Annotated in this window: 6 protein-coding genes and 2 pseudogenes; 3 read left to right on the forward strand and 5 right to left on the reverse strand. The window is 71.0% G+C overall.

Annotation, left to right across the window (positions count from 1 at the left end; genetic code table 11):
- Positions 1–382, reverse strand: a pseudogene (locus ACWCYY_RS31625) (hypothetical protein); the annotation flags it as partial.
- A 588-nt stretch (positions 383–970) separates the two neighbouring features.
- On the opposite strand from ACWCYY_RS31625, the gene ACWCYY_RS31630 reads away from it, so the two are divergent.
- The gene (locus tag ACWCYY_RS31630; protein ID WP_449797977.1) at positions 971–4,504 is read left to right on the forward strand and encodes a hypothetical protein; all 3,534 of its coding nucleotides are present in this window, start codon (positions 971–973) and stop codon (positions 4,502–4,504) included.
- Between the two features lie 10 nt (positions 4,505–4,514).
- Here the strand turns inward: ACWCYY_RS31630 and ACWCYY_RS31635 are convergent, their stop codons facing one another.
- From ACWCYY_RS31635 to ACWCYY_RS31645, 3 genes are read right to left on the reverse strand one after another with little or no spacing between them, the layout of a single operon-like run.
- Entirely contained in the window at positions 4,515–5,636 is a 1,122-nt protein-coding gene (locus tag ACWCYY_RS31635) for a polyprenyl synthetase family protein (RefSeq protein ID WP_449797978.1), read from the reverse strand.
- 49 nt (positions 5,637–5,685) lie between these two features.
- Positions 5,686–7,041 (reverse strand): protoporphyrinogen/coproporphyrinogen oxidase, encoded by a 1,356-nt coding sequence (locus ACWCYY_RS31640; protein ID WP_345290701.1) that lies wholly within the window; start codon positions 7,039–7,041, stop codon positions 5,686–5,688.
- Positions 7,038–8,519: a hypothetical protein gene (locus ACWCYY_RS31645; protein ID WP_380149289.1), complete on the reverse strand. Its 1,482-nt coding sequence runs from the start codon at positions 8,517–8,519 to the stop codon at positions 7,038–7,040. The genes ACWCYY_RS31640 and ACWCYY_RS31645 overlap by 4 nt, the downstream gene beginning before the upstream one ends.
- Positions 8,520–9,245: 726 nt before the next feature.
- Here ACWCYY_RS31645 and ACWCYY_RS31650 point away from each other — a divergent pair.
- Entirely contained in the window at positions 9,246–9,374 is a 129-nt protein-coding gene (locus ACWCYY_RS31650; protein WP_345290703.1) for a hypothetical protein, read from the forward strand.
- A gap of 187 nt (positions 9,375–9,561) precedes the next feature.
- On the opposite strand, the pseudogene ACWCYY_RS31655 reads toward ACWCYY_RS31650, so the two are convergent.
- Positions 9,562–9,966: pseudogene (locus ACWCYY_RS31655) on the reverse strand (polyprenyl synthetase family protein); the annotation flags it as partial.
- Positions 9,967–10,210: 244 nt separating this feature from the next.
- On the opposite strand from ACWCYY_RS31655, the gene ACWCYY_RS31660 reads away from it, so the two are divergent.
- Positions 10,211–14,200, forward strand: coding sequence for an SdrD B-like domain-containing protein (locus ACWCYY_RS31660; RefSeq protein ID WP_449797979.1), 3,990 nt, complete (start codon positions 10,211–10,213; stop codon positions 14,198–14,200).
- Positions 14,201–14,220 lie beyond the last annotated feature (20 nt).

Raw genomic sequence — 14,220 nt, forward strand, 5'->3', positions numbered from 1 at the left:
CGCCGACCGGGAGGGTGAGCTGGCCGCCGGTGCCGCCCGGCGGGAGCTGTACGGGGTCGGGGAGCACCGGCGAGGTGACGGTGGTGCCGGGGCAGGCGGTGCCGGTGTTGATCTGTACGGTCCCGCCGGGGCGGGTGACGGGCGGGTCGACGGTCATCGGCGCGGGGGACGCCACGACGGGCGAGGCACCCGGGTCGGCCGGGTCGGCCGGATCACCCGGGTCGGCGGGGTCGCCCGGGCCGTCGGTTCCGACGGGTGCGACCTGGGCCGGGCCGCCCTGCGCCGGGCCGGTGGCCGTGGCACTGGGGCTCGGCTTCGGTGGCCGGGGCTTCGGGGTCTCCCCGCACTGGGCGGGGTGGACCGCGCACCAGCCCGGCGGCATTCCGTCCCTCGGTGCCGCGAATGCCGTACCGCCCGTTCCCAGAAATGCTGCCGTTACCGCTGCACCCGCTAGTCCCATGGCGATCTTCGCCATCACATCGGTTCCTTTCACAGCCGAAGGCCGGGTCTGACCCGAAGTCACACCCGGCTCCGGCGCGAACAATTGCGAAAATGGTGACGGAGAACGGCCTGCCGAGAAACTCGGCGCCTCCGGCCGAAGGACGAGTGGCACCCGCCTGGACTTACCGTTCAACCCGCTCGGCGCAGCATTCGCACACATCCCGTCGTGGACGGTCGGCCGACGGAGCGTCAGGAGAGCTGGGAGCGCGGTCGGCTGAGCCGTGCGGGTGGAGTTGCCACGACGCATCAGATCATGATCGGACGAATCGCCTCCGAGGCGCTACCCCTGGTCATGACGTGGTCCGTCATGACCGGGTTGATGCCTTTTCAGGTGCTGTCAGAGAGGATCACGGCGCCGGGCGGGCTGCGCCGCGGTGCGGACCTTCGGGTAGTGATGCCTCGAAAGGGAACCTGCATGCAGAGGTGGAGAGCGGCCACGTGGAGGGCACTGACCCCACGTCGGATCGCGATGGGGACGACGATCGTCGTCCTGTTGAGTTCGACGGCGGCCGGCCTGGCCTACGCCGCGCCGGTCACGATCGGTGCCAACGCCGCGGTCGTCCGGGACGGATCGGGCGAGTTCACCCTCTCCGACGGGCCGGGCCTGGACAGCGATCCGGCCAACGGCATCGTCCGGACCAATGACACGATCTCCTACCAGGTCGAGATCCAGGCCCTGCGCGGGACGGCCGAGCGGCCGCGGTTCACCGTGCAGGCGCCGCCGAACACCAAGTGGACGGTACTCCCGGACAAGTGCACCGGCGCCGGGTCGGGCATCAGCGCCGGCGGACTGCTCACCTGTGTGCTGCCCGACATGACCGCGCAGACCCAGCAGGTCCCGCTGGTCCTCCAGGTGCTGGGCACCGCGAAGAACGGCGACAAGCTCAACATCTCGGTCAACGCGACGGCCGACAACTCCGACAGCGCGACGGGCACCACGGCCCAGTCGCAGGAGACCACGGTCAGCGCGCTGCCGAAGTACAACCTGATCAAGGACGGCAAGTACGCCTACACCGACCGGCCGGCGGTGGGGCCGAACGGCGAAGCGGGCCGGGTCCAGACCATGCCCATCGTGGTGGAGGCCAGGACCGTCGACCCGAGCCGGGGCGACTTCAGCAAGCTCGGGCAGGAGACCCTGGTCTCCCCGATGACCTTCACGGACGACCTCAGCAAGCTGCTGAACGGCGACCCGACCACGGGCGCCCGGCTGTACACCTGGGACGCGGCGAACCCGGCCTGCGGCACCAACGACGCCACCATCAGCAACGCGCCGTACGGCCGCACGGGCATGGGCGACGCCACCAACAGCACGGCGAACAGCGGCACCTACTCCTGTGTCCAGGGCGCGCCGGGCCAGAACGTCCAGGTCACCATCACCGGTGCCAACAGCACCCCGGACAGCTACCCCTCGAAGGGCGCGGGCGGGGCCGACCTGGCCAAGAACTCGGGGGTGATCAGCGCCGGTTTCCTGCGGATCTGGATCCCGCAGACCGAGATCGACGCCACCACGGCGAAGTTCGGCGGCAGCGCCCTGCTGACCGACACCTACACCGACTTCTCGCCGACCTCCACCAGCGGCCAGACCAACTACGGCACGGGCGGCTCCGAGCCGCTGGAGGACAACTCGCAGCAGATCGGTGTCAACGGCACCGGCACCTTCGGCAAGGAGTACGAGTCCTTCAACGGCGGCCCGCCCGGTACCGCGCCGAAGAAGAAGGACAACAACGCGCTGGTGACCCCCGGCACGATGGTCCGCTCGCACATCTTCATCAACAGCCCCGACAACGCGGACAACCCCAACTTCATCGCCTGCGACGTCTTCGGCGACGGCAACCAGCACATCAGCAAGGCCCCGGCGGGCAACGGGCTGAACGCGACCGGGCAGTACGCGGCAGCAGTCCCGGGCACCCCGGCCGTCACCATCGAGTACGCCGCGTACCAGAACACCGTGCCGGCCACCGCGCTCGCCCGGCGGCTCGACCCGACCGGTGCAGGCGCCCAGCTGAGGCAGACCTGCGAGGATGCGGACGGGCCGTGGTTCGACAGCCCGGAGAAGGTCGCGGGCGGTGTGGCCGCAGTGGGCAAGGTGCGGTTCAAGACCTCGCTGGCCGCAGGAGCCGGCCGTGACTTCTACACCTTCCTGACGGTCAACGACAGCGGTCTGAGCAAGGGTCAGATCGTCCGCAACGCGGGCGTGTTCAAGCCGCTGAGCGGCACCTGGACCCGCGACACCCGGTCGGCCTACGCCCCGGCCGTGGGCGGCGTGATCGACCCCAACAAGAACTACGCCAGCGGCAACCTCGCCGATCACCTGATCATCACTCCCGTGCTCGCACGGGTCGACAAGAAGACGGTCGACCCCGGGGCGGACGCCACGAACACCCCCGACCAGCAGCGTCAGGTCCTCAAGGGGCAGACCTTCACCTTCGGTCTGTACCCGTCGCTGAAGTCGAACGCGGCGGTGCCCAACGCGCAGGACGTGACGATCGTCGACACCCTGCCGAAGGGCTTCACCTACGTCGCGGGCAGCGCGTCGGTCGCCGAGCAGTCCGCGGTCGAGAACGCGGACGGCAGCACCACGATCACCTGGGTGCTGCCGGCCCAGCAGGCCAACGCCGTCATGCTGCCGATCACCTACAAGGTCTCGACGGACGCGGACGCGCCCGAGGGGTCGTACCTGAACACGGTGAAGATCTCGGCCCCGGACGACACCAGCGACGAGGCCCTGCGGACCGCCAAGCGCTCGCTGGCCATCGTCGCCGGCACCGGCGTCACGGTGGTCAAGAGCACCGACACCCCGAAGGTCCCCCGGGACACCGACCTGCCGTGGAAGCTGACCTACAGCAACCCGCAGACCCTCGCCCTCCGCGGCGTCGACATCATCGACGAGCTGCCGTGGGTCGGCGACGGGCGGACACCGGCGACCAAGTTCTCCGGGACGCTCGCCTTCAAGTCGCTCACCCCGGTGCCGGACGACCCGCAGGTCACGCTGGAGTTCACGGCGGCGACCCACGGGACGATCAACCCCGACCCGGCCCACGCCACCAACAAGCCCGGCGGCGCCACCAAGTGGTGCACCCGGACCGACTTCGGCCAGGCCGGCTGCCCGGCCAACGACACCGCCGTCACGGCCGTCAAGGTCAGCGACCCGCGGGTGCTCGCCCCGGGCAAGTCGCGTGACCTGGCGCTGGTGCTGACGCCGAAGGGCAACGTCGGCAAGGACATCTACACCAACAACTTCAGCCTCCACGCGCGGGACCTGGTCTTCCCGGTCATCTCCAACGACGTCCCGATCGAGGTCCCGGACGAGCCGACGCCGACTCCGACTCCCACGCCGGAGCCGAGCCCGACTCCCACTCCGACTCCCACGCCGGAGCCGAGCCCGACTCCCACTCCGACTCCGACTCCGACTCCGACTCCGACTCCGACGCCGGAGCCGACTCCGACTCCGACTCCGACTCCGACGCCGGAGCCGACTCCGACTCCGACTCCGACTCCGACGCCGGAGCCGACTCCGACTCCGACTCCGACTCCGACGCCGGAGCCGACTCCGACTCCGACTCCGACCCCGACGCCGACTCCGACTCCGACTCCGACGCCGGAGCCGACCCCGTCGCCGTCTCCGAGCCCGAGCCCGTCGCCGAGCCCGTCGCCGTCTCCGAGCCCGAGCCCGTCTCCGAGCCCGTCGCCGAGCCCGTCGCCGTCTCCGAGCCCGAGCCCGTCGCCGTCTCCGACGCCGAGCCCGAGCCCGTCGCCGTCGCCGTCTCCGACGCCGAGCCCGAGCCCGTCGCCGTCTCCGAGCCCGTCTCCGAGCCCGTCGCCGTCCCCGTCGGTGACGCCGAGCCCGAGCCCGACGCCGAGCGTGCCGCCGCGTCCGCCGCGCCCGCCGCTCCCCGACACCGGTGTCCCCGCGTTCTGGACGGCGCTGACCGCCATGTCGCTGCTCGCCGGTGGATGGGCGGCCTTCACGGTCAGCCGCAAGCGCAAGAACCAGGAGGGCTAAGCACCTGACCCTAGGGCCGGGGCGGGACCACGAGATCCGTGGTCCCGCCCCGGTCGTCTGCTTTCCGGGGCCTGCAGCATGGTTGATGACGCTTGTTCAGCTGTGGCCCAGGGGCATCCACCACGTTCAGGTCTGGGCTTGGCGCTCGAGCTCCTCGCATCACGCCCCTACTCCCGCTGTACAAAAGGAAGTTGACGGCCCCGGGTGCCATGTCGTTCGCGGCGCGGTCGGCGCCGGTGGCGGCGATGATGCGCCGGGCCGATTCCGCCTGGGCATCCGTCAGGTCGGGGCGGCCGGGCAGCAGGTGGAGTCTGGTGGCCTGCGTTGGCGTGGCCCGTTGCAGGGTGAGGGCGATCAGCACGGTGGCCTTGCCCTCCCTGAGGTCGTCGATGACAGGCTTTCCGGTCACCGCAGGGTCGCCGAAGGCGCCGAGGAGGTCGTCCCGGAGCTGGAAGGCCTCACCGAGGGGGATCGCGAAGTCCGAGAGGGAGCGCAGGAGGGCGTGGTCGGCTCCGGCGAGGGCGGCGCCGAGTTGGAGTGGCCGCTCGACGGTGTACTTGGCGGTCTTGTAGCGGACGATGGTCATCGCGGTGTCGATGCTGGGGTCGGTACTTCCGCCGTGGGTCAGGTCGAGGTACTGGCCGAGGGTGAGCTCGGTGCGCATCGCGTGCAGCAGCTCCTGTGACCAGAACATGGCCAGGTCTCCGACGAGGATCGTCGCTCCTTCGCCGAACCGGTCGGCGGCCGGTGTGCCGGGCGGGTGCTGGGATGAGTGAAGGGCTTGGACGGTGGGCCGGTTGCGGCGCGTTGCGGAGTGGTCCATCACGTCGTCGTGGATGAGGCAGAAGGCGTGGAAGAGCTCGAGGGACGCAGCGAGGTGGAGTGCGGCCGCGGGGCCGCCCGGAGCGCCCGCGGCGTGCCAGCCGAGCATCGCCAGCAAGGGGCGCAACCGCTTTCCCCCGGCCGTCAGGAAGTCCTGGAGCGGCCGTACCAGGTCGGGCAGCCGCCCGCCTTCGGTGATCGTGCGCGCCTTCTCGGCCAGGAAGGCGGTCAGGGTCTCCTCCACGGCGACGCGCAGAGAGGGGAGGTCGAGCTCGTGGGAGGGCGGGGGGACGGGCATGGGCAGAGCCACGACGGCCTCCGTGCCGGGTGGAGTTGCCGGGTGCCGGACCAGCGGCCGGTCAGGTCTTGTGTCGGCGCAGGGCTTGGTCGAGGCGGTGCGCGGCCCGTTGTCCGCTGAGGAGGCTGGAGTTGGTGTCGGAGACCGCGAAGTAGTCGCCGGCGAGTTGGACGGGCGAGCTCGGGTCGATGGCGCGGGTGAAGTCCCTCAGCCGGTGGAAATCGCCCGGGCGCGGCGCGATCAGGGCCGTGTCCCACCGTTGGACGTGGCACACGGCCTGGTGGCGGCGGATGTGTGCGGCCATGGCGGGGGCCACCGATTCGATGTCGGAGAGTGCCTTCGCAGCGACGACGTCGTCCGCGAGTGTGCGGTGGCGGTGGATCCAGTCGCGCCGGTAGAGCGCGGAGACGATGCCGGCGCCCTCGGGCGCGCGGTTGGGGGCGAGGCGGTGGTTGACCACGATGGCGGCGAGGTCCGGGTTCTCCCTCGTGGGCACCATCACGAACGTCGCCCGTTCCGCAGGCGGCCGTGTCAGCCCGAAGAAGACGCTGACGGCGGGCTCGTGGCGGACCCCGTCCAGGTAGCGCCGCTGCTCTTCGGGCAGATCGGGGTGGATCGCCGGCACCGCGGCAGCCGGGACGGCGAGGACGACACCGGCAACGCTGCGGGTGCGGCGCTCGCCCCCGGAGGTCTCCCAGGCCACCTCCAAGCCCTTGCGAGTACGCGCCACCGCGTGCACCTCGGCGCCCAGGACGACGTCGAGGCGTTCGGCGAGCAGCCGGGGCAGGTCGTCGATCCGGCGGTCCATGTTGAAGGTGTCGCTGCCCAGGGCGGACTGGAGCGGAGGGAAGACGGTGGCGGCGGAGAGCCGGTCGGGGTGGTGGAAGTACCAGGCCGAGACCAGGGGGTCGACGAAGTAGTCGAACAGCTCGCGGTTGAGGTGGCGCCGACCGTACTCGGTCACCGTGCCCGTGTCGAGCGGGGCCAGTGCGGCGAGGTCGCCGTGGCCGAAGGCGGACCGGACCGAGTGCAGGTCGCGCAGCAGCCGCAGGGCGCTCGGCTTCGCGCGGTGGGGGATCAGGTCGGTGCGCAGGAGGTCCCGGGCAGCCCGGTGGCCGTTGAAGTGGTGGACCTTCCCGCCGCGGATCACGCCGAACAGATCGGAGGTCCTGATGACGTGTGCGGTCAGCCCGGCCGATCGGATGAGGCCGCGCATCGCTGTGTAGTTGTCCGCGAGCCAGCCGGCGCCGACGTCCAAGGCGTACCCGTCACGCTCGATCGTGTGCATGCGACCGCCGACTCGCTCACCGCGCTCCAGGACGGTGACCCGGTGGCCAGCGGATCGGAGCTGGACGGCGGCGGCCACGCCGGCGATGCCCGCGCCCACCACGATTACCTCGGCGTCATCGGACGTCATCGGGTTTCTCCCGTCGGTGAGGGGTGTGTCCGCCGGTGCGGCCGGTCGCCGGCCACGGTCGCGGGTTGGGCGTCGATGAGGCTTCCGACGCCGACGGCGAGGTAGGTGCCGCGCCACCACTGCTCCATCACCAGGGCCGCGACGGCGGTGCCGTAGGCGCGGCTGAAGCCGTTGGTGTGGCCGGAACGGACCACCCAGGCGAGGTGGTCGCAGTAGGTGCGGTCCATGTGCGCCAGGAAGGCCGGGGCTGAGATGCGCCGCTCGCGCAGCAGCCCCGGCACCACGATGCCGTTGTCCACCAGCCCCATCGGCAGGATGCCGCTGTCGACGGCGTCGCAGACGGCGGTGTGCAGGTCGACGGTCCCGGTGAACTCCCGTCCTTCGACCGTGACGCGGTAGGGCAGGGGCCTGCGGGGGACGCGCAGCCGCGTCGGGTTTGCGGGGGTGGTCGGGTACAGGTCGGGGGTGTAGCAGTCGGCGACCTGGCCGGCCCGGGCGAGCCGGCCGCTGTCGATGCGGTCGGCCAGGTGCGCAGCGAGGGCGTAGTAGCGCCAGACGTCCTGGCGGTGGTTCACCAGTTGCCACATGCAGGTGCCTGCGGTGAGCACGCAGCCCGCGTATCGGTCCGGCCGGATCCGCCCCTCGGGCGTCCACTGGGCGTTGAGCATCCAGACGGTCCGCTCGTGGGCGGCCAGCAGGTCGGGCAGGGCCACCGAACCCCGGGTCAGCGCGAGGACTCCCTGGTTGCACTCGTCGTAGCGCAGGTCCGGGCCGAGGTCGACCCAGTCGTTGACCAGCCGGGTGAGCATCATGTCGTCCCGACCGGCCGGGCCCTGGGCGAAGGAGAGGTAATGCCCGAAGATGCCGCTGTCCGCCGCCGTGTAGTCGCGCCACAGGTCGCGGTCCCGGTGTACCCAGGTCGACAGCCCGTCGGTGGTCACCTCGCTGAGCGCCGCCTCGTGGCGGCGTTTGGCGTCGAAGTACGCCAGTGAGCACATCGTGTGCTCCCGCCGTACCAGCAGCTCAGCAGCCGCGTCCGGCAGGTCCCACAGGGCGAGCACGTCCTGGACGAAGCGCCCGGGAGGTCCCGCGAGCGCGGTGTCGACGTTGTACTCGAGGTAGAAGTTGTAGTCGAGGAGGGCAAGGTAGTCCTGCCGCCAGTCGTCGTACTCGCCGGACAGCAGCCCCATCCACCAACTGCCGGCACCGACCGTCGGGTGGCCGGCGAAACCCCGTAGTCCGAAGTCCTCCATGACCGACTGCCAGGGCCTTGCTGTGCAGTACGCGAACTTCGACTTCGTGCAGCGGCCGCCGTTCGCGCCGCCCTGGGCCCGGGCGAGGATGGCCCCGGCCTCGTCGTCGCCCGTCCGCAACGGCACGCGCGCGAGCGGAGCGGCGGGGTCTCGGGGACCGCCGACGCGCGCGGCCCGGCGGATGTCCATGACGGCGGCCAGGACCGCCTCGGCCCGGGTGAACATCTCGGCGCACTCCCGGGAGGCGCGATCGAACCGCGCACCGTGCCTGCCGGGGTCCTCCGCCAGTGCCCGGAGCGCTCGCTGCGGATCGTAGACCGGGCCGGACCGCTCCGTCACCGGCTGTGCCGGAGTGCGGGCCGTTCGGCTGACCCGTTCGACGTGGTCCGCGAGGAACGACTCCGCCGACCGCCGTCGGGCCCACAATACGTCCAGCTCATCCCGAGGGTGGTCGCGGCGCTCGCGTGCCGCAACGGGGCCCGTCTGCATGCACGGGTCGTGGACCCGCAGGGCCAGCTCCGCCAGGGAGCCAGCCGAGTCGCGTCGGTGTCCAAGGCATACCACAGGTACCACCGTCCTGTCGGGTTACGGGAGTTGCGGGCATAGGCGGCCGCCGCGAGCCTGGCCGGGCCGTAGGAAACGGGCCCCGCCGAAGACCGCCGCAGGACCGCCGCAGAGGAGAAGACGGGCGGGCGGTCGACGGAGGATGAGGGGCACGGTGTGCGAGCACCCAGGGACGCCTGGCGGGGGCCAGCAGGGCGTCCGTTCAGGTCTTCCGTCACCGCCGGGAGCATCGCGTCGGCGTACAGGTGGTCAAGGGTCGCCGGGACAGGGCCGACGGCTGGACGGAGGTGCATGGCGGTCGTTCGCAGCACGTCTGTCCGGTCCACGTCGGCGACATCAAGAGTGCCCCGCATGGCCACAGCGACGCCCTGACGCACCATCACGACCGTGCACCGGATGGAGGCGGTGGAAGACGTCGGGGCGGAGCTCGGAGACGCCCGCCAGCGACTGCCTATCGCCGCCGACCTGGTGAACTCCTTTGTTGAACAACTAAATTCGTTGATCGTGCACTGGTGAAAGCGATCGGATTGGACACGCTTGGCCGGAAGGGCGGTGTAGTTCTCGGCAGGCGGTGCGCAGGGTGTCGGCGACCAGTTCGGTCCGCAGGCGCTCGGCCCGGCGCGTCAGACGTGCGACACGGCGTCGGCTGCACAGCTCGCCGTCGCGTTGGAGGGCGGCGTGAACACGCCTGCTGGACCGTCGCCAGCAGTGCGGGCTGGGCCCACTCCTCGCGGCGACCGGCGTTGAGGGTCTGGACGGCGGCCGAGAACAGCGGGTCCCCGGCCAGCATGGCCGCCGGCAGGCCCTTGACGGAGCAGGGTGCTGGACGGGCGCGGCGCAGTGGGGCATGGTCGGTGACGTCTTCGTGGATCAGGCTGGCGCTGCGGCCGAGTTCGACAGCCACCGCCGCAGGAAGGCCGTTGGCCTGTGAGCGGATCAATGGCTCCACGAGTGCGGCGGTTCGGGAGAGGACCTGCGTGCTGGAGCGGGGCTGGGGTCCATGGGTCAGCCCCTTCCTGCCGGGCGGATCGGGTCGGTCACATTTGTGCCACGGCGCGGTCTCCCACCACAAGCGGCGCTCGTCGTGCACCGGAGGAGTGAGCTGCACAGGATGCGTCTTGAAGTCGCTACCGGACGTCTTCTGCTCGTATGGGTTCCAATGGGGCGATGGTGAGCACCATTGGAACCCGCTTCTGGCGCAAAGCGCCTTCGAATCGCGAACGCGGTCGCCTGGTCAGGGGCGCGCGGGTGGTGCGTCGCGCCGTAGCCGTACTGATCCCATCGGATGAAAGACGATCAGGTCGGACCCGTCGTCGGCCTGTTCCGGCCCTGACGCGGGATCAACTGAGAGCATGCGGAGAACCATCCCCCGGGGCCTGGCCCGGACAACGCGGCTGGCGACGGCCCTCAGCATGCTGTGCGGCACGCTGCTGAGCGGCGCGATCGTCGCCACCCCTGCGCACGCGGCGATCACCTTCAGCAAGACGGTCGACAAGACCGCTCCCGCCCCGGGGGAGCAGGTCACCTACACGCTCTCGTACACCTGCTCCACGAGCGAGTGCGTCAACGGGGAGATCGTCGACGCCCTCCCGCCCGGGATGGAGTTCGTCGGGTGGACCCCGGACGCCTCGACGGTCGACATCGCCGGGTCGACCGTGCCGCCGGCCGGGACGGTGGGGGGCGAGGCCAGGATCAAGCTGGTCAGCCCGCTGGCACCGGGAACGACGGCGACGGTGAAGGTGGTGCTCAAGTACCCCAACTTCACCACGGCCAACGGCCAGAAGGCGACCAACACCGCGACCTTCACGGCCGACGGCGAGCAGCCGCAGAAGGGTGAGGCCACCACCACGGCGGTCGTGCAACCCAAGTACGACGTCAGCAAGGGCGTCCAGTCGAGCAGCCAGGACGGACGGACCGTCACCTACCAGTTCGGGGCCTGCTCCAAGGACGGGGTGCCCAACGTCGACCTGGACACCAGCCGGCTGGTCGACACCCTGCCGCCCGGCGCCGTGGTGGACCTGGCCCGCTCGCCCGGGTGGACGGAGAAGCCGGCGGGCAGCAACACCTGGGAGTACGACAACGGCGAGTTCCGGGCGGGCAACCACCAGGCGGGCTGCCGCTACCCCGGCGCGCTGGTGGTGCAGTACCCCGAGGCCTCCTTCCCCAACGGCACCACCACCAAGAACACCGTCACCCTCAAGGGCGACCCGCTGGGCCCGGACCCGGAGCAGGACCTCTCCACCGCCGAGGCGACCACGCCCGTCTTCCAGCCGCCGGTCACCGGCGTGGTGGTCGGGGCGTCGAAGGTCTGGGGCGCCACCGTCACCTCCGGTGACCTCAACTCGATGAGCCTGTTCCCGAGCAACAACGCCGGCCCCGTCACCAGCCTGGTGATGACCGACCCGGGCTCGGGGAGCAACCCGGCCGACCTCTTCAACTGGCTGGTGCCGCAGAGCATCCAGCTCAACCCGTGGAACCCGACCTCCATCGTCCTGACGTTGGAGTACAAGCTCAACGGCGACCCCGCCTGGCAGACCTTCAACGGACCGGCCTTCAACGGTGCGGCCGCCCGGCGGGTGACCTTCGCCGACGGTGCGGGTGACCCGGCCAACGACGTGTTGGGCATCCCGACCGGGCGCTGGCTGGACGGTCTGCGGTTCAGCTGGAACGGCCCGATCCCGGCCGGCTGGAGCCCGGGCAACGCCGTCCAGTTCCTCTCCCAGGTGATGTACACCGGCCACAACGGCGCCACCGCGCCGACCCCGCTGCACAACTGCGTCGACGTGGTCGGCACCGACGCCTCGGGCGTGAAGGGAACCGCCAACGCCTGCGCCGACACCACCGTGAAGGCGGGCACCAACCTGGGCGCCGCCAAGACCACCGTGGACGGCGGGGTGACGTCGCCCGGTGGCCACGCCACCTTCCAGGTGGTCCCGTTCAACCGGACCGGCCGGGCGCTCGACAAGCCCTTGGTGCTCTTCGACCTGCTGCCTCCGGGCATGGTCTTCACCGAGGGCAGCGTCCGCCCGGACCCGGGCTGGAACCAGAGCAAGGCGCCGGACTCGGTCAGCGTGCTGCCCGGCAAGGACGGCCGACAGCTGATCAAGATGGTCTGGAACCCGCCGGTCCCGGACCAGACCTACCTGCACGAGGACCGCGCCTACCGGGTGCTCTTCGACGCCCAGGTGGCAGGCAGCGCGAAGCCGGGCACGGTGACCAACGAGGTCTTCGTCACGGTTGACGCCCCGTCACCGCCGGTCACCTGCGTCTACTACGGCACCGACAGCTCGGTGCCCGACGCCAAGGACCTGAACGGCAACGGCGACACCACCGAGAAGCTCTGCCGGGCGAGCTCGAACGTGCAGATCGACGTGCCCGCAGTCCTGCGGGCGTACAAGGAGGTCAAGGGCGACAAGGACGCCGACTACGGCTCCTCCGGGACCACCTCGCCCGGCGGCGACATCTCGTACCGGATGACGGTGCGCAACGACTCGCCCGAGCCCGTGACCGAGTTCCTCGCCTACGACCGCCTGCCCACCCCGGGCGACGGCTACGTGCTCAACCCGAACACCGGGCGCGGCTCCTCCTGGACCCCCTCGCTCACCGTGCCGCTGGCGAGCAGCGACCCGACCGTGGTGATCGAGTACACCACCGACCCCAACCCCTGCCGGCCGGCGACCTTGCCGACCACCCCGGCGGACGCGCCCTGCAACTCCGGTGCGAGCTGGACCACTTCGTTCCCCGGCCCGGGTGCGGCCACCTGGTTCCGGATCCGTCGACCGGGGGCCCTCGCCCCCGGTGCGAGCTTCACGCTGACCTGGTCGATGGTGGCCTCGGTGGACGCTCCGGACGCCGGGTTCGCCTGGAACAGCTTCGCCTACACGGCGACCAGCAACGACGGCAAGCCGCTGCTGCCCGCCGAGCCGGCCAAGGTCGGCATCGGCGTGCAGTGGCCGCCGACCCCGCCGAACTCGCTGGGCGACTTCGTCTGGGACGACGCGAACAAGAACGGCCTGCAGGACGCGGGCGAGCCCGGCGTGCCGGGTGTGAAGGTCACCCTGATGGACGGCCAGGGCCGGGTCGTCCGGGACAAGGGCGGCAAGCCCGTCACCACGGTGACCGACGCCGCCGGCAAGTACCTGTTCGCCAAGCTGCCGAACGGCACCTACGGCGTGCAGTTCGACCTGACGACCATCCCGGTCGGCTGGTCGGTGACCACCCGGGCGGCGGGCGACGCGGCGAAGGACTCGGACGCCGACCCGGCGACCGGGCTGACCCAGACCGTCGCCCTCACGGGCGGGACGGACCACATGGACCTCGACATGGGTCTGGTCAAGCCCCCGCAGCCCAACTCGCTGGGCGACTTCGTCTGGGACGACAGCAACCGCAACGGCGTGCAGGACCCGGGTGAGCCCGGGGTGGCCGGTGTGACGGTGTACCTGCTGGACGGTGCCGGCCAGAGTGTCCTGGACGCGAACGGGAAGCCGTTCAGTGCGGTGACGGATGCGAGCGGGAAGTACCTGTTCGCGAAGCTCCCGAACGGGACCTACGGCGTGCGGTTCGACCTGACGACCATCCCGGCCGAGTGGAAGGTCACCCTGCGCGGAGTGGGCGACCCGACGAAGGACTCCGACGCGGACCCGACCACCGGCCTGACCCGCACTGTCCAACTGCCGGGTGGGACTGACCACTTGGACCTGGACATGGGTCTGGTGAAGCCGCTGCCGAACTCCCTCGGCGACTTCGTCTGGGAGGACCTCGACAAGAACGGCCTGCAGGACCCGGGTGAGCCGGGCGTGCCGGGCGTGACCGTGTACCTGGTGGACGAGACCGGGAAGAACATCCTGGACGCGAACGGGAAGCCGATCAGCACGGTGACGGACGCCGGTGGCAAGTACCTGTTCGGGACGCTGAAGGACGGCCGCTACGGCGTGCGGTTCGACCTCTCGACCGTGCCGGCCGGTTGGACTGTGACGATCCCCCGGGCGGGCGACCCGACGAAGGACTCGGACGCCGACCCGAAGACCGGGCTGGCCCCGGCGGTGTCGCTGGCCGGCGGCGCGGAGTTCCTCCAGTTGGACATGGGCCTGATCCGGCCGGTGCCGCCGACTCCCACGCCGGACCCGACTCCCACGCCGGACCCGACCCCGACCCCCTCGCCGTCGCCCACCGTGGACCCGACGCCGTCGCCGACCCGGCCGACGACCCCGACCGCGAGCCCGACGGGGAAGCTGCCGGACACCGGAAGTGACACCCCGTCCGGTCCGCTGGGCGCGCTGGCGGGAGTCCTGGTCCTGCTCGGTGTGCTGCTGACGGTCCGTCGAAGCGGCCGCCACGGCTGACCGTAGGTGATCCGAAGGCG

It is taken from the genome of Kitasatospora sp. NPDC001664, from assembly GCF_053596675.1.

Bases quoted from the DNA above. Each gene is read 5' to 3' on its own strand.
- ACWCYY_RS31630 (WP_449797977.1), top strand. From the start codon at position 971: ATGGGGACGACGATCGTCGTCCTGTTGAGTTCGACGGCGGCCGGCCTG.
- ACWCYY_RS31640 (WP_345290701.1), bottom strand. From the start codon at position 7,041: ATGACGTCCGATGACGCCGAGGTAATCGTGGTGGGCGCGGGCATCGCC.
- ACWCYY_RS31645 (WP_380149289.1), bottom strand. From the start codon at position 8,519: ATGTTCACCCGGGCCGAGGCGGTCCTGGCCGCCGTCATGGACATCCGC.
- ACWCYY_RS31660 (WP_449797979.1), top strand. From the start codon at position 10,211: ATGCGGAGAACCATCCCCCGGGGCCTGGCCCGGACAACGCGGCTGGCG.